The organism is Desulfuromonas sp. (assembly GCF_002868845.1).
Lineage (GTDB): Bacteria > Desulfobacterota > Desulfuromonadia > Desulfuromonadales > BM501 > BM501.
In genome coordinates this window covers 13503-34078 of the sequence record NZ_PKUB01000043.1, presented here as the reverse complement: position 1 = coordinate 34078, position 20576 = coordinate 13503, and the positions used below count along the sequence as shown (strand labels likewise).

Sequence of the window (20576 nt, the reverse complement as noted above, 5' to 3'; positions counted from 1 at the left end):
GCCCGAAGAAGCTGCTGCTGCGCTTCGCCGGGCTCGAGCCCGCCTGAGGGCCGTCGGCCCTTCTTCCCTTCCGGTCCGGCCCACCCCCCGGCCCGGTTGCCCCCCCTCTCGTCCCCCTTCTCGAAGAGGGGAGGAGCCTGGCCGAGAATGGCCGTCTGCACATTCCACTTGCCGAAAACTTTAATCCCTGCTAACACTTAGGGCGGTGGAGGGCTCCCCGCGCCGGCCGCTCCGCATTGGGTCCGATGAGCGTGGCAGTTTTTCTTCTCTGGTAGGGCACGGTCATAGGCTGATTTTTTTATAGGTGAGGGACGAGCGGAGGTTTGAGAAAAACGGTTCGCTCCCGTCCCGGAGGGAAAGCAGGTCCACCCAGGCTGTACAGGAGGTTCCATGCATTTCAAAAAACGCGTTCTGGTTACCGGCGGGGCCGGCTTCATCGGCTCCCATCTCTGCGAGGCCCTGCTGCGCAGGGGGTGCGAGGTCCTCTGCCTCGACAACTTCCTTACCGGCAGCAGGCGCAACATCGCTCACCTGCTGGACGACCCCTACTTCGAACTCCTCTACCACGATGTCACCCGGCCCCTCAGCCTGGAGGTGCAGGAGGTTTACAACCTGGCCTGCGCCGCCACCCCGGATGCTTACCGGCTGACCCCCGTGACGACGGTGAGCACCTGCCTGCTCGGAGCGATGAACATGCTCAACCTGGCCCGGGACGCGGGGGCGAAGATCCTTCAGGCCTCCACCTCCGAGGTCTACGGTGACGCCCGGGTCCATCCCCAGGGGGAGGATTACTGGGGCCACGTCAATCCCATCGGCCCGCGGGCCTGCTATGATGAAGGAAAACGCTGCGCCGAGACCCTCTTCTTCGACTACCACCGCCAGCACGACGTGCGGATCAAGGTCGCGCGGATCTTCAACACCTACGGCCCCCGCATGCACCCGGAGGACGGGCGGGTGGTGGCCGGCATGGTCCTGCAGGCCCTGCGCGGTGAGCCCCTGACCATTCCCGGCGAGGGGACCCAGACCCGCTCCTTCTGCTACGTCGACGATATGGTGGAGGGGCTAGTCGCCCTGATGGAGTCGCCGGACGGGTTCACGGGGCCGGTCAACCTGGGCAACCCCGCCGAGCTGCAGGTCGGGGAGCTGGCCAGGGTGGTCCTTTCGCAGATCGGCTCGGCCTCCGAGATCACCTGTGCGCCCCTGCCCGAGGACGATCCCCGCCAGCGCCGGCCCGACATCTCCCTGGCCAGGGAGGCGCTGGACTGGAGCCCGCAGATTCCTCTTCAGAAGGGGTTGCGCAAGACCATCGACTATTTCCAGGAGATCGTACATGAGCTGCGCAAGAACGACCGGCGGAAGCAGGTCCGGGAGAAGGGAAGTGACTTTCCGAAAGTCGTGGGCGAGCCCTAGGGGCCTGGCCCTTGCGGGCCTTGCCGCCCTGCTGGCGGGGCTCTGGCTGGCCGTTCCCGCGGCCCTGGCAGGGGAGGGCCCGGACGGGGAGCTCCGTTCAACCCTGGCCGACCAGACCGGGGTGGCGGTCACCATCTACAACGACGGCCTGGCCCTGGTCAAGGACCGCAGGCGGGTCTCCCTGGAGAAGGGGGAGAGCCGCCTGGCCCTGCGCGAGGTGAGCGCCCGCATGCGCCCGGAGACCGCCCTGCTTCGCAGCCTCGATCACCCCGGGGCGTTCGGGGTCGTCGAGCAGAATTTCGACTTCGACCTGCTCTCCCCCCAGAAACTGCTGGAGAAGTACGTCGGCCGGCCGGTCCAGGTGGTGAGAACCCACCCCCAGACCGGCGAGGAGACCCTGGAGGACGCTCTCGTGCTTGCCGCCAGCGGCGGCGTGGTGCTGCGCGTAGGCGAGCGCATCGAGACGGGCTTCCCCGGGCGCCTGGTTTACCCCGACGTCCCCTCCAACCTGCGCGACCGGCCCACTCTCGTCACCCTGCTGCACAGCGGGGCGGGGGGTGTGCAGGAGTTGGAATTGAGCTACCTCACCGGGGGGCTTTCCTGGCGCGCCGACTACGTGGCTGAGCTGGGGAGCGACGACGGGAGCCTCGACCTTTCGGGATGGGTGACTGTGACCAACCAGAGCGGCACCGCCTATCCCGACGCCAGGCTTCAGCTGGTTGCCGGCGACGTGCATCGGGTGCGGTCGGAACTGCGCCTGGTCAGGGACCGGGCCCTGCCCGAAATGGCCATGGCCAAGGCCGCGCCGCAGATGGCCGAGGAGGCCCTTTTCGAGTACCATCTCTACACCCTGGAGCGGCCCACCACGGTCGGCGACAACCAGACCAAGCAGGTGGCCCTGCTCGGCGCCTCGGGGGTGCCGGTGACCAAGGAGTACCTGCTGCGGGGGCGCGACTACTACTACCGCGGCAGCCACGGCGACCTCGGGCAGAAGCTCAAGGTGGGGGTGTTCATCGAGTTCGCCAACGAGGAGGAGGCCGGCCTGGGCCTGCCCCTGCCCAAGGGCATCGTGCGGGTCTACAAGCGGGACCGCTCGGGCGGCGCGCAGTTCGTGGGCGAGGACCGCATCGACCACACCCCCAGGAACGAGGAAGTGCGCCTCAAGCTCGGAGACGCCTTCGACGTCACGGCGGACAAGAAACAGACCGACTTCAAGAAACTCTCCGGCGTCGGCCCCTACAACTACCACTTCGAGAGCGCCTACCGCATCGAGCTGAAGAACGCCAAGGACGAGGCGGTAACGGTCAGGGTGCTGGAGCCGGTGCCGGGGGACTGGGAGGTCGTGGCGGAGAGCCATCCCCACAGCAAGGAGGCCGCCGGGACCGCGGCCTGGGAGATCCCGGTTCCCGCCGGGGGGCGGACGGTCCTGGAATATCGCGTACGGGTTCGGTTCTGAGGGCGGAATCGGGATCTGTAGGGTCGGGGCGGGAGAAGGGGCAGGCCAATGACGCGCGCAATCACCCGGACAGGACCCGCGGGTTCAGGTCTGTTCAGGGCATGCGACTGATGAGTTCCCTGGACGCCTCGGCCACCGCCTGCTTGAAGGAGACCGGTTTTTCCCAGATCGTGTCGTAGGCGTAGTGGGTCTCCTGCATCCCCTCCCAGACGATGCTGCCGTCCCAACTGTCCCAGATGGAGAGAAAGAGGCGGACATTGCTCACCTTGGTCTGGATGATCCGGAGGCCAAAAAGGCTGAGCCTTCCCTTCGACTTCTGGTTGAACTCGGCCAGTTTGATCTGTGCCAGGTAGCGAACCCCGGTTGCCTCCCCCACCTTTTGCAGAGCTTCCCGTTCGAAAACGCCCGTATACCTGTAATCCATCAGCATCTTCTTGTAGGTCTCCGCGAGGCCGTTGCGGTTTGTGTGCCCGAGGGTTTCCGAGAGGGGGACGAGGGGGATCTGGGGCCGCTCCTTGGTCATCTTGGCGGCGAGGATCATCGCCAAGGCCTGTCGGTCCACCTCTTTTCCCTCCACCGTGGAGGGGGTGATGAAGCCGAGCCCATGGGTTCGAAGGTCCCCCTTCTGCAGGGAAACGTTGTGGCTGCGCCCGGAGGGGGCGATCTGGCGGGTTATCTGGCAGGCGCTCAGCCCGATGGCCAGCAGCAGCGCAAGGCAGAACGCCAGCCGGTGGAAGGCGGATTTGTTTGCGGGTGGGGGCCCTTGCATCTTTTCGGGCGGGGCTGATCCGTTCATCCTGCTCCCTGTCGGAACCGTTGGGTTGATTTTACCTGGTCCCTTTGAGTAATTATACACCTCTTTGGTCAGCTTGCCGGGGCCTCGGCGGGGAGGCGATTCGGAAGAGTTCCCGGGCCAGGCAGGGGAAGGCCTAAATAGGGGCTTTTCAGGGAAGGATTTTTTTATTTTCCGAACAAAAAGAGCACCCGCCTGAAGGCTGGGTGCTCTTTCTCTTTTGGGGGCTTTTCCGGCAGCGGCGCCGGGCCTCTCAGGAGCGCGCCTGGGGGAGCAGTTCCTCGAGGAGGGCGAAGAGTTCGTCGAGGTCGGCGGCGGTCATGTCGGCCATGTGGGGGATGCGGAAGGTGGTGTTCTTGATCTTGCCGTAGCCGTTGTCGATGGCGTAGCCCCGATCGCCGGCCAGCGCCTTGAGGCGGGCCAGGTCGGTTCGGCCGTCGTTGCGCCCCGCGGTCAGGGTCAGGGAGCGGCAGCCCTCGGCGGCGAAGAGGGAGAAGCCCTGGCCCTCCACCCAGCGGCGGGTCCTTTCGGCCATCTGGCGGTGGCGGGCGGAGCGGTTCTCCAGGCCCTCGGCGAACATCTTGTCGAGCTGGTGGGCCAGGGCGTAGATCAGGCTGATGCAGGGGGTGCTCGGGGTGTTGTCCTTGAGGTCGTTCTTGGCGAACTCCTCGAAGTCGAAGTAGTAGCCGCGGTTCGGGGTGGTCGCGGCCTTTGCCAGGGCCCGCTGCGAGACGGCGAAGACCGCCAGCCCCGGCGGCAGGCCGAAGGCTTTCTGAACCCCGGCGAGGCAGACGTCGGTGCCGAGGGCGGCCAGGTCGATCGGGACCGCGCTCATCGAGGAGACGGTGTCGACGATGAAGGAGACCTCCGGGTAGCGCTTCATCACCTCGGCGATCTCCGCCAGGGGGGAGAGGACCCCGGTGGAGGTTTCGTTGTGAACCAGGGTCATGGCGTCGTACTTGCCCGTGGCCAGGGCATTCTCCACCATCTCGGGGGTGACCGGCTCTCCCCAGTCGGCGGCGAAGAGGTCGGCCTGAAGGCCGCAGCGCAGGGTGACGTCGTGCCACTTGGCGCTGAAGGCGCCGTTGGCGAAGTTGGCGCAGCGCTTCTGGACCAGGTTGCGCACCGCCCCCTCCATGACCCCGAAGGCGCTGGAGGTGGAGAGGAAGACCGGCTCTTCGGTGTGAAGCAGCCTCTTCAGGCCGGCGGTGACCCGGGCGTGGAGTTCGGCGTATTCGGGCATGCGGTGGCCGACCATGGGGGCGGTCATGGCCTGCATGACGTCGGGGGCCACCTCGACCGGCCCGGGGATATAGAGTTTCTTTGCCATGCCTGTTTCGCTCCTTCTCGATGCGGATGTTGAGTGTGCCGTAGGGCTCTTCGCCGGTGCGCCGGGCGGCCGGGGGGGCCCCGCAACGCATCCTAGCGCAAAAATCCCCGCCGGTCAAAATGAGATGCGCACCCCGGCTTTGCCCGGGCAGAAAGGGGCTTTGGGCGACGCGGAGAAATTTTTTCCCGACTAACCCTTGACATTCTCGGTCGGCTGATTATATTTAGCCCCGTTGTTAGCACTCGACTTCATGGAGTGCTAACAGCCTCCGGGGGGGACCGGAGCCCGCCGTGCGGGCCGGACCCGCCCCTTTCGGGCGTTTAATACCATGGGGGGAGACGCCCCCCACATTCCGTTTCGTAAGAAAGGAGAGGAAAACATGAACATCAGACCGCTTCACGACCGCATTATCGTCGAGAGGATCGAGGAAGAAACCAAGACCGCGGGGGGCCTGATCATCCCCGACACCGCCAAGGAAAAGCCCCAGATGGGCAACGTGGTGGCCGTCGGCAAGGGGAAGGTTACCGAGGACGGCAAGCTCCTGGCCCTGGACGTCAAGGTCGGCGACAAGGTGCTCTTCGGCAAGTACGCCGGCACCGAGATCAAGGTCGAGGGCAGCGAGTACCTCATGATGCGCGAGGACGACATCCTCGGCGTCGTGGAAAACTAATCGTCAACTTTTCGTAGGGAGGATATAAGAATATGGCAGCAAAAGAGATCAAGTTCGGCCAGGAGGCCCGCAGCAGCATCCTCGCCGGGGTCAACGTTCTCGCCGAGGCCGTCAAGGCGACCCTCGGCCCCAAGGGCCGCAACGTCGTCATCGAGAAGTCCTTCGGCGCTCCCCTGATCACCAAGGACGGCGTCACCGTCGCCAAGGAGATCGAGCTCGAGGACAAGTTTGAGAATATGGGCGCCCAGCTCGTCAAGGAAGTCGCCTCCAAGACCTCCGACGTCGCCGGCGACGGCACCACCACCGCCACCGTCCTGGCCCAGGCGATCTACCGCGAAGGCGTCAAACTGGTCACCGCCGGCCACAACCCGATGGAGATCAAGCGGGGCATCGACAAGGCCGTCGAGGCCGCCGTCGGCTCCCTGCAGGGCCTTTCCAAACCGGTCAAGGACCACAAGGAGATCGCCCAGGTCGGCACCATCTCCGCCAACTCGGACGAGACGATCGGCAACATCCTCGCCGAGGCGATGGAGAAGGTCGGCAAGGAAGGCGTGATCACCGTCGAGGAAGCCAAGGCGATGGAGACCTCCCTCGAGACCGTCGAAGGGATGCAGTTCGACCGCGGCTACCTCTCCCCCTACTTCGTCACCGACCCCGACCGCATGGAGTGCGTGATCGAGGACGCCCTGATCCTCATCTACGACAAGAAGATCAGCAACATGAAGGACCTGCTCGGCGTGCTCGAGCCTGTGGCCAAGCAGGGCCGTCCCCTTCTGATCATCGCCGAGGACGTCGAGGGCGAGGCCCTGGCCACTCTCGTGGTCAACAAGCTGCGCGGCACCCTCAACATCGCCGCCGTCAAGGCCCCCGGCTTCGGTGACCGCCGCAAGTCGATGCTCGAAGACATCGCCATCCTCACCGGCGGCACCGTCATCTCCGAGGACATGGGCTTCAAGCTCGAGAACGCCTCCCTCGACATGCTCGGCACCGCCAAGCGCATCGTCATCGACAAGGACAACACCACCATCATCGACGGCGCCGGAAGCGAAGGCGACATCGCGGCCCGGGTCAAGACCATCCGCGCCCAGATCGAGGAGACCAGCTCCGACTACGACCGCGAGAAGCTCCAGGAGCGCCTCGCCAAGCTCGTCGGCGGCGTCGCCGTGGTCAAGGTCGGCGCGGCCACCGAGACCGAGATGAAGGAGAAGAAAGCTCGCGTCGAGGACGCCCTGCACGCCACCCGCGCGGCCGTCGAGGAGGGCATCGTCCCCGGCGGCGGCGTCGCCCTGATCCGCTGCATCGCTTCCCTGGATGCCGTCAAGGTGGAGGGCGAGCAGGAGTTCGGCGTCAAGATCGTCCGTCGCGCCCTCGAGGAGCCCCTGCGCCAGATCGCCGCAAACGCCGGGCTCGAGGGTTCCATTGTGGTGGACAAGGTCATCAACGAAAAAGGCTCCTTTGGCCTCAACGCCGCCAACGACGAGTACTGCGACATGATCGAGGCCGGGATCATCGATCCCACCAAGGTCACCCGCAGCGCCCTGCAGAACGCCGCCTCCGTGGCCGGCCTGATGCTCACCACCGAGGCTGCCGTGGCCGATTCGCCCAAGGGCGAAGAGTCCATGCCCGCCATGCCCGGCGGCATGGGCGGCATGGGCGGCATGGGCGGCATGGGCGGCATGATGTAAGTGCCTGCCAGGCTTTCCTGTATTGCTAGAAAAAGAGCCCCCCGGATCGTCCGGGGGGCTTTTTCGTTTCCTGTCGCGGCCCGCTCCCGGTGCTAGGGATGTGGTACTATTGGAAAACTTCTGGACACGGGTCGGTTGGGTTTTCACAGGGGGGATTATGTATCTTTTGCAATGGCGAACGGTCCTGCTGCTGACGCTGGGGGTCTTTGCCCTTCTTTCCGGGCCGGAGCGGCCCGCTTTCGGCGCCGTCCTCGATCCCGGGCTGCGGGCCGTTCTGGACGGCGCTGCCGCGGGCGAGAAGGTCCCGGTGATCGTCACCTTTGCCGGGCGGGCCGACCTCGAGGGGCTGAAGGGCCTCTCCAGGGGGGAGCGCCGCACCGGGGTGGTCAAAAGGCTTCGCGCCGGTGCGGAGCAGGTCCAGGGCCCCTGCCGGGCCTTTCTGCGCACCCGGGGCGTCGAGCGCCTCCAGCCGCTGTGGATCATCAACGGCCTGGCGGTATCGGCTCCGGCCGAGGTGATCCGCAGCCTGGCCGAGCGGCCCGAGGTGGCCGGGGTCGCTCTCGACGCGACTTTGCGGCGGCCCGCAACCCCTGCCCCCGCCGCCCACGGCGTTGAAGGGAACATCTCCATCGTGGGCGCCGAGCAGCTCTGGGCTCTGGGCTACACCGGCAACGGCGTGGTGGTGGCCGGCATGGATACCGGCGTCGATCCGGATCACCCCGATCTGGCCGAGAGGTGGCGGGGGGGGGACAACAGCTGGTTCAATCCCTTTGCCGCCGACTGCAGCCCCTCCGGGTTCGACTGCACCGCCTGCGAGGCGAGCGCCGATCGGCCCTGCGACGGCGACGGTAACGGCACCCAGACCATGGGCATCGTCCTGGGGGGAGACGCGGGCGGGGCGGCCATCGGGGTGGCGCCGGGGGCCCGCTGGATCGCGGTGAAAATCTTCGACGACTACAACCTGGCCTCGATCAGCGCCATCCACCGGGGGTTCCAGTGGCTGCTCGACCCCGACGGCGACCCCGACACCGACGACGCCCCGGACGTGGTCAACAACTCCTGGGGTTTCGAGGACTTTCCCGGGGTCTGCTTCGACGACTTCGACGAGGACCTCCGGGCCCTGCGCAGCGCCGGCATCCTCCAGGTCTTCGCCGCGGGCAACATGGGGCCGGACCCGGAGACCAGCATCAGCCCGGCCAACGATCCGAACGTACTCTCCGTGGGATCGGTCGGCAACGACCTGGAGGTCACATTTTCGAGCAGCCGCGGGCCCTCTGCCTGCGACGGCGCCGTTTTCCCCGACCTGGTGGCGCCCGGGGAATTCGTCAAGACCGCCGACATCACCCTGGGCGGCCTTTTCACCGATTCCTACGTCTTCGTGGACGGCACGTCCTTCGCGGCGCCCCACGTGGCGGGGGTGGCGGCCCTTCTGCTGGAGGCCTTTCCCGAGACCCCGGTGGCGCTGCTGGAGACGGTGCTTCGCCAGGGGGCGTCCGACCTGGGGGTCCAGGGCCCTGACAACGACGCCGGTTTCGGCCTGGTCAACGCTCCGGCGTCACTGGATGCCCTGCAGGCGGAACTCGGCAACCGGCCCCCCGACCCGGTCGTCCTGCTGGATCCGCCCGACGGGGCGCTCGGGCTCGATACCACGGTGACCTTCCGCTGGAATCTGCCCAGCGACCCCGACGGGGACGCGCTGACCACCACTCTGCTCATCTCGAAGTTTTCCGATTTCAGCGACAGCGAGTCTCTCGTCGTCGCGGCCTTCGCCCCGATCGCCGGGGGTGCGCTCCTGGCCGGCGCAGGCGGCCTGCTCCTCTGGGTGGTTCCGTGCCGCGGGAGAAGGCGCGGAAGGACGGCGCTGCTGGTCCTGGTGGCCGGAGCGGCCCTCTTTTTGTTGTCCTGCGGCGGGGGGGGCGGTTCCTCCGAGCCGGTCGGCAAGGCGACCGTTTCCGGCCTCGATCCGGCGACGACCTATTTCTGGAAGGTCACGGTCGACGACGGTCGGGAGGGGGTCGCCGAGAGCGAGGTGCGGAGTTTTTCAACCCGGTAGCGAGGCGGACGGAGAAGCCGGTTCCCTGCGGACAGTGTTCCGACCGCAGGGGGGGAGTCGTATCCCAACGAAGAGAGGCCCCTGCCGTCGGCAGGGGCCTCTCTTTGTTCAGGGCGGAGAACGGTTGCTGCGGCTCAGGCGATGAGAAGTTCCCCGGCCTGGCCGCGCTCGGCGGGTTTGACGGTCAGCCGGCTCGAAGCGTCGGCCTGCTGGACGAGGATTCCCACCTCGGGCCGGTCCTGGCCCTTGCCGTAGGAGGCGACCAGGCTCCCGGCCAACTCCAGGGCGGCGGTGTCCGGGGTGCCGCTGACCAGGCCGAGGGGACCGGAGACGTCGATGCAGCGCAAGAGCAGGTCTTCCGGGCGGGCCATGGCCTTGAGCGCTTAATTGTCCGCCTGGTTGCGGCCGAGGGTCAGCTTGGCCGTTTCCGAGAGACGGAACTGGCGGCCCAGCTTGAGCAGCTCCACGTCGGTTACCGTGGCTTCGGGCCGATGGTCGAAAAGGTCCCGCAGGCGGTTGGAGATCGACTTCTCCGTAAGCAGGCAGCCTCCTCCCGAAGAAGGGTAGTCGGTCAGCCCCCATTCCCGGGCAAGCTTCTCCTGGGGCTTGCGGGAGCGGCCCTGGATGTCGAGCAGGCGCTCCCGGTCCACGAGGCCTTCTTCCTCCATCGCGGTGATCGCCAGCAGGCGGGCGCTGAGGGGGCGCAGAATGCGATCGGGGTGGCCCGAGTAGTTGGCCACCGACCGCAGGGCGTTGAGGTTCTGGCTCATGGGGCGCTGGCCCAGCACCTCCCCGGAGAAGAGGAAGTCGAAGCCTTTGCCCGCCATGACCTCCCCGGCGAGGCGGAACATCATGGCGTGGCAGTCGATGCAGGGATTCATGTTTTTGCCGTAGCCGTAGCGGGGGTTTTTCACCATTTCCAGGTGGACCTCGCCGATGTCCTGAACGATCAGGGGGATTCCGATCTGGCGGGCGGCCTGCTCGGCCTTGGCCGAGCCGAAAAAGGGGGTGACAAAGGCGATGCCGGTGACCTCCACTCCCTGGCGGAGAAGGGTCATCGCCGCCAGGCTGCTGTCGAGGCCTCCGGAGAGAAGTCCCAGGGCTTTGCTCATGGTATGCTCCTGATAGTTGTTCCTTGTATTCTGGCCTTCAAAATTAACATGAAAAGCCGGTTTTTTTCAATATGCCCCGGCGCCCCGGAGAAGGGGCGGGGAGCCGAAAAAAAGCAGGCCCGCCGAGAGCGGGCCTGCCGATAACCTTGTTGGGCAACGCCCTTCGGATCACTTCGTGACGTGGCACTTGGTGCAGTTGCCTTTGGTTCCGAAGGCCCGTTCGCCGTTGTGGCAGACTCCGCACAGGCGGCCGGCGTAGAGTTCCTCCATGGTGATATTTATCGTTCCCTGCTTCATCTTCGGGAACATGTCCTTGTTGTGGCAGTCCTTGCAGATCGCCCCGGCGTCCTTGTGCTTCTGGCCGTCGAAGAGGACGGTGCCCATCGGGCTTTTGTTGAATTCGAGGACCTTGCCGGGGGGGGCGGCAAAGGCGACAGCGGCAATCAGAACTCCGCACAGCGTGACAAGGGGGAAAATTCTCCGCAGCATCGGTTCAGCCTCCTTAATTCATCGTGGTTATTGACAAGCGGACAGGTCTTTCATTATAACCGGCGCCCGGCAAATTTCAAACCTGACGGTCGGCGGGGTTTTCGTCGGGCAACGCCTCGACGAGCAGTTCGAGGATGTGCACGACCTTCTGGGACAGCACCGCATGGTTGACGGTGTCCTGCAGCTGCATGATGCACCCGGGGCAGTCGGTGGCCACCAGTTCGGCGCCGGACGCGGCAATGTTGGCCGCTTTTTTTGCGCCGATTTTCTTGCTTGTGTCGTAGTGGTAGACCGAGTAGGTTCCGCCGAGGCCGCAGCAGGTGCCGGCATCGGCCATCTCCACGAAATCGACCTGGGGAAGGGCTTGAAGGATGGCCCGCGGTTCCCGGGTGATGCCGCGGGTCCGCAGGTGGCAGGGGTCGTGATAGGTGACCTTTTTGTGTGAACTATGGCGCGGCAATGCGGCGAGTTTTTCGGGCAGCCCCTGCTCGGCCAGGAAGACGAAGATGTCCCTGGTCTTTTCCGCGAGTTCGGCGAACGGCCAACCCATCTCCCCGTAGATCTTGCCAAGCCCGGCGTTGCAGGAGGCGCAGGCGGTGACCACGAAGTCGACCTCGTGGCGGGAGAGGGCGGAGAGGTTCTGGTCGGCCAGCTTCTCGACGGTGCCTCCGGCTCCGGCGCTCACCGCGGGCAGGCCGCAGCAGGCCTGATCCTTGGGGATCACCACGGTGACGCCCATGAAGCGGAGGGCCTTCAGGAAGGCTTCGCCGATGGCCGGATACATGTAGTTGATGCCGCAGCCGGTGAAAAAGGCGACGGTCGGCTGCCCGGCGACCCCCGGAAGAACTTCCGGATAACGTTCGCGGAACGGCTTGGCCGCGATCGGGGGCAGGGTGCGATCCCCTTCGATGAAGGGGGCCGGGAAACGCAGCCGCAGGCCGCTGTCCTCCGGCAGCTTCTTGAACAGCAGGCTCGACAGCGCCCCCCCGGTCTTGGCCAGGACGTTCATCAGTCGGGGGCGGCCGAGGACCGCCGCCACCCCCTTGCCGAAGGAGGACAGGCCCCTTTGCTCGGCGATGCGCCGCCGGGCGGCGGCGACGATCTCGTCGGTCGGCACCTTGTTGGGGCACTGGGCGCCGCAGCTGCCGCAGAGCAGGCACTGGCTCAGGTCCTCGAGGACCTTGGCCTCGAGGCCGACGTCGCCCTTCAGGACCGAGTGGGCCAGGGCTACCTTGCCGCGGGCGACCCGGCCTTCCTGGCGCTCGGCGCCGAATACCGGGCAGTGGGCGCGGCAGGCGCCGCACTTGACGCACATCTCGATCTCTTCGCGATATTCTTCAAGCTTTTTCAACTTGGACATTTAAAATCCGTGATCGGTAATTCAGTGACGGGTGACGAGTCGTCAGGGTTCACTCGTCCAGAAAGATCTTGCCGGGGTTGAGAATGTTGTTGGGGTCGAGGGCCCGCTTCAGGGTCTTCATGTAGTCTGCGGCCTTGTCGCTGATCTCCAGGGGGATATAGGGCGCCTTGGCGATGCCGACCCCGTGCTCGCCGCTCATGGTGCCGCCAAGTTCGAGGGCGCCGCGGAAGACCTCTTCGATCGCCTTTTCGGCCTTGTCCATCTCCCCCGCCACCTTCTTGTCGATCATGATGTTGACGTGGATGTTGCCGTCGCCGGCATGGCCGAAATTGACGATCGGGATTTGATACCTGTCGGCGATGGCGTCGATGCGGCGGATCATCTCCGGGACCTTGCTGCGCGGGACGCAGATGTCCTCGTTGAACTTGTCGGGGTTGACCTTGCGCAGCGAGGCCGAGACCGAGCGGCGGATCTGCCACAGGGCCTCGCTCTCTTCCGGAGTGGTGGCGGTGCGCACTTCGACCACCCCGAGCGGCTGGATGATGTCGGTGATCCTGCCGACCTGCTTGTCGAGAAACTCCCGGTCGCCGTCGACCTCGATGATCAGCAGGGCCCGGGCCGCATCCGGCACGTCCAGGCCGGTGGCCTGGCGCACGCAGTCGATGGTGCGTCCGTCCATGAACTCGAGGGTGGCGGGGATGATCTTGCCGCGGATGATGGCCGAAACGGATTGGGCCGCGCCGTCGATCGAATCGAACAGGACCAGCATGGTCTTCTTCGCCTCGGGCAGGGGCAGCAGCTTGATGACGATCCGGGTGATGATGCCGAGGGTCCCCTCCGAGCCGCACAGCAGCTTGGTCAGGTCGTAGCCGACCACCCCTTTCATGGTCGGGCCGCCGGTGGTGATGATGTCGCCGGTCGGGGTCACCACCTCGAGGCCGATGATGTAGTCCTTGGTCACCCCGTACTTGACGCAGCGGGGGCCGCCCGCGCACTCGGCCACGTTGCCGCCGAGGGTCGAGAACTTGAGCGACGCCGGGTCGGGCGGGTAGAAGAGGCCCACCTTTTCCACAGCCTTCTGGAACTGTTCGGTCACGACGCCCGGTTCGACGGTGGCCACCAGGTTCTCCTCGTCGATCTCGATGATCTTTTCCATCCGCTCCGTCGACAGGACGATCCCCCCGCGCACCGGAAGGCTGCCGCCGGTAAATCCGCTGCCGGCTCCCCGGGGAAGAATCGGGACCATCTCGGCGTTGGCCATCTTCATGATCAGGCTGATCTCCTCGGCCGTGCCGGGATAGATGACCACGTCGGGCAGGAACTGCTGCTGGGTGGCGTCGTAGGAGTAGCAGATCCGGTCGGCCTTCTCGGTGGTGACGTGTTTCTTGCCGACAATGCCCTGCAGTATCTTGACGATGCGTGGTTCGAGCATGGAATGTCCTAGAGAAAAGGTTAAGGGTGAAAAAAAAGGTGCGAGGTTAAGGTCGGGGTAAAGGGGTTCTCCCCTGAGCCTCGGGTCTCGTGCCTAGCCTCTGCTTTTAATGACCGGCAGGACCGTCCCCCCGTCGGGGATGACGACGGTGCGCGGGTTCTCCGGCAGAGCCGCGGAGGCCATGCGCAGCGCCTCGTCGAGGTCGGCCGCCTTCTCCATGCCCATCCCCGTCGTTTCGACCTCGCCCAGTTCGCTGACCAGGATGACCCGGAAGGTCCGGGCCTTGCTCAGGGTGGCGTGGGCGGTCTGGCCGTTGATCTCGTAGCCTTTTCGGAGCGCCGCCTCGAAGGCGTCGAGGTCCCGGTGGCGGAACCAGTCGAAAAAGGTCCGGTTGCCGAAACCGTCGGGGCAGGCGGCCAGCAGGACGATCGTCCCTCCCGGGCGCAGGGCCTGCACCCCGTAGTGAAGGGCTTTGTGGGACTGGATGACGTTGATGTCCTTCGGGTGCCCGCCGCAGGAGACGACGGCCAGGTCCGCCGGCTCTTCCAGTTCGACCGCGTAGAGGCGGCTGGTCAGGTCGCAGCCGGCCTCGTGGGCCTTCTCCATGTCGCCGCAGAAGACCGCCAAAATCTCCTTTTCCGGCGAAAGGACGGTGTTCAGCAGGAAGTCGGGCTTCACCATCCGGGCCGCCTCGAGCAGGGCTTCGTGCACCGGGTTGCCCTCGATCACCCCGGTCGTCGCCAGGGGGTGCTTGCCGCCGATCTCCGGCGGGTGGAACACCGCGAAGTGGCTGGCCATGCAGGTCTGGCGGCTCGCAACGCCGGGGACAAGGCCCTTGCGCCCGCCGCCATAGCCGGCGAAGTAGTGGAAGCCGACGGTGCCGGTGACGATCACCCGGTCGGCCTCGGCCACCCGGCGGTTGATCCACACCGGGATGCCCCCCGCGGTCTCGCCGAGCAGGACGAGTTCCGCCGGGTTGTCGCACTCGTGGTCGAAGACGGCGATCCGCCCGAAGAGGGGGCCGAGGATCTTGCGGTGCTCGGCCTCGGTCTGCTTGCGGTGGATCCCGAGGGCGATGACGATCTCGATGTCGGCGTCGGCAATCCCGGCCCCGTTCAGGCGCTCCACGACGATCGGCAGGTAATGCTCGCTGCCGGTGTAGCGGGTGATGTCCGAGGTGACGATGACGACCTTCTCCCCCGGGCGGACGATCTTTTCCAGGGGCGGGGCGTCGATCGGCGCATCGAGGTCTGTGGCGGTCAGCCCCTCCGGGTTCGCGGCGGCCGCGGGGACGGCGGCGCTCAGAACCCGCGCCCCGGGCAGCCGGCAGGCGAAAGTCTCGGTTCCGTATCGAAGGGTCGTCTGGTCCACCGTGGCCTCCCCGTGAGCCTTTTATGATAAGGGTTTTGCCCCCAAACCGCAACCTCAGGATGGGCGCCGCAGGATACCATCGGGCCCCCTCCCTGTCCACGGGGAAAAAGGGGCCGGCGCCGTTGACACCCCCGCCGCGAGGACCTAGAATACGGCACCGATCTCCCCGAAAGGAAAGGGCCGGACTTCATGAAGCACAAGACCGTCTTCAGCTGCCAGCAGTGCGGCCACCAGAGTCCCAAGTGGCTCGGGCGCTGTCCCGACTGCGCCCAGTGGAACACCCTGGTCGAGGAGGCCCTGCCTGCCGCCAAGACCAAGGGGCGTGCCCCGGGCCCGGCGGGCAGGCCGCAGCGCCTGCAGGAGGTGCAGGCCGCCGAGGAAGACCGCATCCGCTGCGGCATCGGCGAGTTCGACCGGGTCCTCGGCGGCGGGGTTGTTCCCGGCTCCCTGACCCTGATCGGCGGCGACCCCGGCATCGGTAAGTCGACCCTGCTGCTGCAGGGGGTCGACCGGCTGGCCGCCGCCGGGCTCGCCCTCTACGTCACCGGGGAGGAGTCGACCCGCCAGGTCAAGCTGCGCGGCGAGCGCCTCGGTGCGTGCGCCGAGAACCTCTACCTCCTCGCCGAAACCTCCCTCGAGGCGATCCTGGAGCGGGTGAAGGAACTCAATCCGGCCTTCCTGGTCATCGATTCGATCCAGACCGTTTTCACCGCCGCCCTCGAATCGGCTCCGGGGAGCGTCAGCCAGGTGCGCGAGTGCGCCGGGCGCCTCATGCAGCTCGCCAAGGGCGAGGGGGTCCCCACCTTCCTCGTCGGCCACGTCACCAAGGACGGCGCCATCGCCGGTCCGCGCATGCTCGAGCACATGGTCGACACCGTCCTCTACTTCGAGGGCGACCCCGGCCACCCCTACCGCATCCTGCGGGCTGTCAAGAACCGTTTCGGCTCCACCAACGAGATCGGCGTTTTCGAGATGCAGGAGAAGGGCCTGCGCGAGGTCTCCAACCCTTCCGAGCTCTTTCTCGCGGAGAGGCCCGAAGGGGCCGCCGGAAGCTCCGTCGTCTCCTCCCTGGAGGGGAGCCGCCCGATCCTCGTGGAGTTGCAGGCCCTGGTCAGCGGCTCCTCCTTCGGCACCCCCCGGCGCACCGCCATGGGCATCGACCACAACCGGGTCTCCCTTCTGGTGGCGGTGCTGGAGAAGAAGGTCGGCCTCTCCCTGCTCTCCCAGGACATCTTCGTCAACGTCGCCGGCGGGGTCCGGCTGGACGAGCCGGCGGTCGATCTCGGGGTCCTTGCGGCGTTGGCTTCGAGCCATCTGAACCGTCCCGTTCCGCCCCGCACCCTGCTCTTCGGCGAGGTCGGCCTGGCCGGCGAGGTGCGGGCCGTCTCCCGGCCCGAACTGCGGGTCAAAGAGGCCGCCCGGCTCGGTTTCGACCGTTGCCTGCTGCCCGCGGGCAACCTGAAGAGCATCGAGCCCCCCCCCGCCATGGAGCTGGTCGGGGTGCGCAGCGTCGAGCAGGCCCTGGACGGCCTGTTAGACTAGCGTCCCGTGCGGTTCGTTGTCTCTGTGGATTCTGAGGTGTTCTGGCCCCTGTGAAGGCGCCGCCGACGTCGGCCTGGCCACGCGCTGAGCCAAGGAGGCGCAACGCAGACAGGGGGCAAAAGGGCCAGGATGAATGAATGGAATTAGCCGCCTGGGGCACTAGCTTGCGCACGGGGCGGTTTCTGTTACACTTGCGCCGGGTCGCTTGCGGCCCCCGAAAGGAGAGACGGTGACAGACACCCGGAGTTTCGCCATTCGCAAAGCCTTTCTCATTCCCCTCGGCCTGCTCCTGCTGCTGTCCGTCTCCCTGTTCGCGGTCTGCCTCGTGCAGGGGGAGCCGACGGGCAAGGTGGTCATTCTCGGCGTGATCATCCTTCCGGTCGCCGTGCTGTTCGTCGAGAGCGCCTTTCGCCGGGCGGAGGTCAGCGATCGGGGGGTGACGGTCTTCAAGTTCCTGCGCCAGGGAGCCCTCTCCTTCGATGCGATGACCTCGGTCGACACGGTCCAGGTCCGCAAACGGGCCTTCCTGACCCTCTCGGCCGGCGAGGACTTCCTCATCCTGTCCAATGCCTATGCCGATTTCCCCGGGCTGGTCAACGCCCTGCTGGCCCGGGTGCCGCAGGAGACGGTCAGCGAAGAAACCCAAAAAATGGCGGCGGCCCCGCCGGTCAAGAGCACGGACATCGTCTCCTGCTGGCTGGCCGTCGCGCTGATGGGCCTGATCCTCTACATTCAGCTGGGCGGGAAGATTTGAGCCCTTCGGAACCTCCCATTGGGGTTGACTTGGAGGCCGATTTCATTTAATTTGGGCTAATTCTCAACAAGACATGGGAGTGCCCACATGGACAAGAAGAAAATTGAGGAATTTCGCGAAATCCTTCAGGAGCAGCTGGACAGTCTGCTGCGCGAGGCCGGCAAGACGGTTTCGGAAATGACCGACGAGAAGGCCAATTTCCCCGATCCCACCGACCGCGCCTCCCTGGAGTCGGACCGCAATTTCGAATTGCGCATCCGCGACCGGGAGCGCAAGCTCATCATGAAGATCCGCGAGGCTCTGGAGCGTGTCGAAGAGGGTGAATTCGGGATCTGTGAAAGCTGCGAGGAGGAGATCGGAGAGGCGCGTCTGCGGGCCCGGCCGGTCACCACCCTGTGCATCGACTGCAAGACCGAGCAGGAACGTCAAGAAAAAATCGGCTGAGCGTGTAGGGCGACGGGGAAGCCGCCGCTGCCGAGCGGAGGGGCCCATGAAGTGCGATCGCTACGAAGTTCTGCACCAGGTTGTCCGCATCGCCAGCTGTACCGCTTCTGACTATCCTCAAAGCATAGCTTCCATCCTTTGTTACCTGACCGAGGCCCTCGACCTCGAAGACGCCGTTTTTCACCTTCTGAGCGAGGACCGGCGGCATTTCTCCCGCACTTTTCCCCCGATCGACCCGGACCGCCGCCCCCCGGTTTCGCCCAAGCTGTCCGACTCCCCCGAGGGCCGGGCCCTGGCCGGCGGCCGTCCGGTGCAGGACGGGGCGCAGTGGTATTTTCCGGTGTGCTGCCCCCGGGCAGACTATGGCGTCCTCTCCCTGAGAGTCGCCCCGTCCTCTCCCGAGAACCTTTCCGAACTGATCCAGCCCGTGGCCGAGCAGTTGGCCTGTCTGGCCCAGCATGCCTTGCTCTCCCGCCGCGAGCAGAGGCGGGTCGGTCAGCTGACCCTCCTGTCGGAGCTCGGACGGAGCCTGAACCAGGCCCGTACGTTGAGGGGGCTGCCACAGGCGGTTCTGCGAACCGTGCTGCGGTACACTCAGGCGGCCTGCATCGTTATCCGCCCTCTCTCCAATGATGAGAGCCTTGGTCCCTCCCATGTCCGGGTTCGCCAGCCCTACCGCCACTGGCGCCAGCGATTCCTCGACCGGGACGCTGAGATCTCCCCCGCCGTCTTTGCCGGGGGGAGGGCCCGCTTCATGCGAGACCCGGCTCGGGAAAACGGTGTGGACGACCCCCTCCCGCCGTCGGTCGCATGCCTTCCCCTCATCTTTCAGGACCGGGTGCTCGGAACCCTGACCCTGTTCGGCGGCGCGCCTTCCGAGGAGGAGTTTTTTACCTTCGACTCCGACGAGAAGAGACTCCTGTCCGCCGTCGCATCCCAGGTCGCCAACGCCCTGGAGCGCATCACCGGGCGCGAACACCTGGGGACCATCTCCCGGGAGAGGGATCGCAAGCTGCGCGAGACAACCCTCCTGTACCGCATCTCCCGGGCCATGCACAGCACCTTGCGGCTCAACGAACTCATCCACCTCATCCTCTCCGCGGCAACCGTCCCCGAAGGGGGGGGGTTCGAGCGGGCCATGCTCTTCGTGGCCAACGAGCGCAGCGGAACCCTGCAGGGGATGGTGGGGGTTTCCCGGGAAGGGGCTGCCCTGGTGCTGGCCCGACAGGACGGGGAGCTGCGCTGGGAGAGGCCTGTAATCAGTCGGGAGGCCCTGGAGACCCAGCGCGGCACGCCCCTGTGCCTTCAGGTCAAGAAGCAGCGGCTGCCCCTCGAGGCCGAGGACAACGCCCTGGCCCGCGCCGCCCTGGAGGGACAGGTGGTGACCGTGCATCGACCGGAGAGCGAGCCGCCCACCGGCGCGGCCCTGGCCGAGGCCCTGGGCCTTTCTCCCTATGCCTGCGCTCCTCTGCTGGGTCGGGACCGTCCGCTGGGGGTGTTGGTGGTGGACAATCCCGACTCCCGGGAGGAGATCAGCCCGGACCGGGTGCGCTTTTTGGAGCTGTTCGCCAACCAGGCCGGGGGAGCCATGGAGAACTCCATGCTCCTGCACCAGCTCGAGAGCGCTCACAATGATTTGCGCGAGACCCAGGAGCGCATGCTGCACGGGGAAAAGATGGCGGTGCTCGGCGAGATGGCCGCCTCGGTGGCCCACGAGTTGAGAAATCCCCTCGTCCCCATCGGCGGGTTCGCCCGGCGCCTGGTCCGCACCGTGGCCGAAGGGAGCGAGGAACACCAGTACGCCTCCATCGTCGCCCGTGAAACCGAGCGCATGGAGGAGATGCTCGCCAACATCCTGGCCTTCTCCAAGCGGCAGATGCTCTGCTTTACCGACTGTCATCTCGCAGAGGTCCTCGACGAGGCCCTGACCCTCGAGGCCGACGCCCTGAACCGCTCCGAGATCGACCTGGTCAGGGAGGTGGCCTCCGACCTGCCCGTTATCCAGGGAGACGGTCAGAAGCTGCGCCAGGTCATGGTCAACCTCATCGCCAACGCCCGGCAGGCCATGGTCGGAGGCGGCAGCCTGACCCTGCGGGTCTACCGCGCCACTCTGCGCGGCCGCTCGGCGGTGACCGTGGAGGTGGAGGACACCGGCGGCGGCATACCGATGGAGAGCCTGCGCAATATCTTCAACCCCTTCTTCACCACCAAGGAAGAGGGCACGGGCCTGGGCCTCTCCATATCCCACCGGATCATCGAGCACCACCAAGGCGAGATCGAGGTGGTCAACCGGGAACTGGGAGCGGTCTTCATTCTGCGTCTGCCGGTGCGCATCCCCCGGGCACCTTACCGTTGACAAAACGCAGGGCTTTGGTTAAGGTAGCGCAGTTTTCGGGGCTGTAGCTCAGCTGGGAGAGCGACGCGTTCGCAACGCGTAGGTCGTGAGTTCGATCCTCATCAGCTCCACCAATAAATAACAGGGGGTTAGCCTTTTTTTGGCTAACCCCTTGTTTTTTCCTTCAGGGGGCGTGCTGGGGGAGTTTTTCGGGAAGGGGCTATGGAGCCCTCGCTCGCCAAGGGGATCGACAAAACGATGGTCTTGCCCCGTTCTCCGGAAAGGCCTTTTCCCGGATGTCGGTACGCTGACCTGCCCCCCCCTCCCCACCCACGAAAAA

General features: G+C 66.0%; 17 protein-coding genes and 1 tRNA gene. 10 read left to right on the top strand and 8 right to left on the bottom strand.

The genetic code is table 11. The features are described from left to right. Positions 1 to 390 precede the first annotated feature (390 nt). Positions 391 to 1410, top strand: a complete 1020-nt coding sequence (locus tag C0617_RS13340; RefSeq protein WP_291317531.1) for a UDP-glucuronic acid decarboxylase family protein — start codon at positions 391 to 393, stop codon at positions 1408 to 1410. Positions 1411 to 1456: 46 nt separating this feature from the next. Continuing rightward, complete coding sequence (locus tag C0617_RS13335) at positions 1457 to 2866, top strand: DUF4139 domain-containing protein (RefSeq protein ID WP_365889329.1); 1410 nt, start codon at positions 1457 to 1459, stop codon at positions 2864 to 2866. Positions 2867 to 2960: 94 nt separating this feature from the next. Here the strand turns inward: C0617_RS13335 and C0617_RS13330 are convergent, their stop codons facing one another. Further along, on the bottom strand, positions 2961 to 3662 hold the full coding sequence (locus C0617_RS13330; protein WP_291317529.1) for a hypothetical protein: 702 nt from the start codon (positions 3660 to 3662) through the stop codon (positions 2961 to 2963). A 250-nt stretch (positions 3663 to 3912) separates the two neighbouring features. Further along, positions 3913 to 4989 carry an alanine--glyoxylate aminotransferase family protein gene (locus C0617_RS13325; RefSeq protein ID WP_291317528.1) on the bottom strand — a complete coding sequence of 359 codons (1077 nt, stop codon included), beginning with the start codon at positions 4987 to 4989 and terminating at the stop codon, positions 3913 to 3915. Between the two features lie 379 nt (positions 4990 to 5368). Here C0617_RS13325 and groES point away from each other — a divergent pair, with 379 nt between their 5' ends. The 3 genes from groES (at position 5369) to C0617_RS13310 (ending at position 9397) form a co-directional block, all read left to right on the top strand. Then, positions 5369 to 5659, top strand: a complete 291-nt coding sequence (gene groES / locus C0617_RS13320) for a co-chaperone GroES (RefSeq protein ID WP_291317527.1) — start codon at positions 5369 to 5371, stop codon at positions 5657 to 5659. Positions 5660 to 5691: 32 nt separating this feature from the next. Further along, the gene (gene groL, locus C0617_RS13315; RefSeq protein ID WP_291317526.1) at positions 5692 to 7344 is read left to right on the top strand and encodes a chaperonin GroEL; all 1653 of its coding nucleotides are present in this window, start codon (positions 5692 to 5694) and stop codon (positions 7342 to 7344) included. Positions 7345 to 7501: 157 nt separating this feature from the next. Beyond that, complete coding sequence (locus C0617_RS13310; RefSeq protein ID WP_291317525.1) at positions 7502 to 9397, top strand: S8 family serine peptidase; 1896 nt, start codon at positions 7502 to 7504, stop codon at positions 9395 to 9397. A 134-nt stretch (positions 9398 to 9531) separates the two neighbouring features. Here the strand turns inward: C0617_RS13310 and C0617_RS13305 are convergent, their stop codons facing one another. The 6 genes from C0617_RS13305 to larA form a co-directional block, all read right to left on the bottom strand. After that, a complete protein-coding gene (locus C0617_RS13305) occupies positions 9532 to 9768 on the bottom strand; it encodes a hypothetical protein (RefSeq protein ID WP_291317524.1) in 237 nt (78 codons plus the stop codon). A gap of 12 nt (positions 9769 to 9780) precedes the next feature. Beyond that, positions 9781 to 10509: a thiamine biosynthesis protein gene (locus C0617_RS13300; protein ID WP_291317523.1), complete on the bottom strand. Its 729-nt coding sequence runs from the start codon at positions 10507 to 10509 to the stop codon at positions 9781 to 9783. Positions 10510 to 10677: 168 nt separating this feature from the next. Then, complete coding sequence (locus C0617_RS13295; RefSeq protein WP_291317522.1) at positions 10678 to 10998, bottom strand: c(7)-type cytochrome triheme domain-containing protein; 321 nt, start codon at positions 10996 to 10998, stop codon at positions 10678 to 10680. A 76-nt stretch (positions 10999 to 11074) separates the two neighbouring features. Next, positions 11075 to 12358, bottom strand: coding sequence for a (Fe-S)-binding protein (locus C0617_RS13290; RefSeq protein ID WP_291317521.1), 1284 nt, complete (start codon positions 12356 to 12358; stop codon positions 11075 to 11077). Between the two features lie 49 nt (positions 12359 to 12407). After that, entirely contained in the window at positions 12408 to 13790 is a 1383-nt protein-coding gene (locus tag C0617_RS13285) for an FAD-linked oxidase C-terminal domain-containing protein (RefSeq protein WP_291317520.1), read from the bottom strand. 93 nt (positions 13791 to 13883) lie between these two features. Beyond that, positions 13884 to 15161: a nickel-dependent lactate racemase gene (gene larA / locus C0617_RS13280; protein ID WP_291317519.1), complete on the bottom strand. Its 1278-nt coding sequence runs from the start codon at positions 15159 to 15161 to the stop codon at positions 13884 to 13886. A gap of 189 nt (positions 15162 to 15350) precedes the next feature. Between larA and radA the strand changes: the two genes are divergently transcribed. The 5 genes from radA to C0617_RS13255 all read left to right on the top strand — a co-directional run bounded on the left by radA (position 15351) and on the right by C0617_RS13255 (position 20370). Continuing rightward, complete coding sequence (radA, locus tag C0617_RS13275; protein WP_291317518.1) at positions 15351 to 16703, top strand: DNA repair protein RadA; 1353 nt, start codon at positions 15351 to 15353, stop codon at positions 16701 to 16703. A 229-nt stretch (positions 16704 to 16932) separates the two neighbouring features. Next, a complete protein-coding gene (locus C0617_RS13270) occupies positions 16933 to 17457 on the top strand; it encodes a hypothetical protein (RefSeq protein ID WP_291317517.1) in 525 nt (174 codons plus the stop codon). A gap of 87 nt (positions 17458 to 17544) precedes the next feature. Next, positions 17545 to 17901, top strand: a complete 357-nt coding sequence (dksA, locus tag C0617_RS13265; protein ID WP_291317516.1) for an RNA polymerase-binding protein DksA — start codon at positions 17545 to 17547, stop codon at positions 17899 to 17901. A 46-nt stretch (positions 17902 to 17947) separates the two neighbouring features. After that, entirely contained in the window at positions 17948 to 20257 is a 2310-nt protein-coding gene (locus tag C0617_RS13260) for an ATP-binding protein (RefSeq protein WP_291317515.1), read from the top strand. Positions 20258 to 20294: 37 nt separating this feature from the next. Then, positions 20295 to 20370 (top strand) — tRNA-Ala (locus tag C0617_RS13255). The last annotated feature ends 206 nt before the right edge of the window (positions 20371 to 20576 follow it).

Excerpts from the sequence above, each read along its gene's own strand:
- C0617_RS13340 (WP_291317531.1), top strand. The coding sequence starts at position 391 with ATGCATTTCAAAAAACGCGTTCTGGTTACCGGCGGGGCCGGCTTCATC.
- C0617_RS13330 (WP_291317529.1), bottom strand. The coding sequence starts at position 3,662 with ATGAACGGATCAGCCCCGCCCGAAAAGATGCAAGGGCCCCCACCCGCA.
- C0617_RS13325 (WP_291317528.1), bottom strand. The coding sequence starts at position 4,989 with ATGGCAAAGAAACTCTATATCCCCGGGCCGGTCGAGGTGGCCCCCGAC.
- groES (WP_291317527.1), top strand. The coding sequence starts at position 5,369 with ATGAACATCAGACCGCTTCACGACCGCATTATCGTCGAGAGGATCGAG.
- groL (WP_291317526.1), top strand. The coding sequence starts at position 5,692 with ATGGCAGCAAAAGAGATCAAGTTCGGCCAGGAGGCCCGCAGCAGCATC.
- C0617_RS13310 (WP_291317525.1), top strand. The coding sequence starts at position 7,502 with ATGTATCTTTTGCAATGGCGAACGGTCCTGCTGCTGACGCTGGGGGTC.
- C0617_RS13305 (WP_291317524.1), bottom strand. The coding sequence starts at position 9,768 with ATGGCCCGCCCGGAAGACCTGCTCTTGCGCTGCATCGACGTCTCCGGT.
- C0617_RS13300 (WP_291317523.1), bottom strand. The coding sequence starts at position 10,509 with ATGAGCAAAGCCCTGGGACTTCTCTCCGGAGGCCTCGACAGCAGCCTG.
- C0617_RS13295 (WP_291317522.1), bottom strand. The coding sequence starts at position 10,998 with ATGCTGCGGAGAATTTTCCCCCTTGTCACGCTGTGCGGAGTTCTGATT.
- C0617_RS13290 (WP_291317521.1), bottom strand. The coding sequence starts at position 12,358 with ATGTCCAAGTTGAAAAAGCTTGAAGAATATCGCGAAGAGATCGAGATG.
- C0617_RS13285 (WP_291317520.1), bottom strand. The coding sequence starts at position 13,790 with ATGCTCGAACCACGCATCGTCAAGATACTGCAGGGCATTGTCGGCAAG.
- radA (WP_291317518.1), top strand. The coding sequence starts at position 15,351 with ATGAAGCACAAGACCGTCTTCAGCTGCCAGCAGTGCGGCCACCAGAGT.
- dksA (WP_291317516.1), top strand. The coding sequence starts at position 17,545 with ATGGACAAGAAGAAAATTGAGGAATTTCGCGAAATCCTTCAGGAGCAG.
- C0617_RS13260 (WP_291317515.1), top strand. The coding sequence starts at position 17,948 with ATGAAGTGCGATCGCTACGAAGTTCTGCACCAGGTTGTCCGCATCGCC.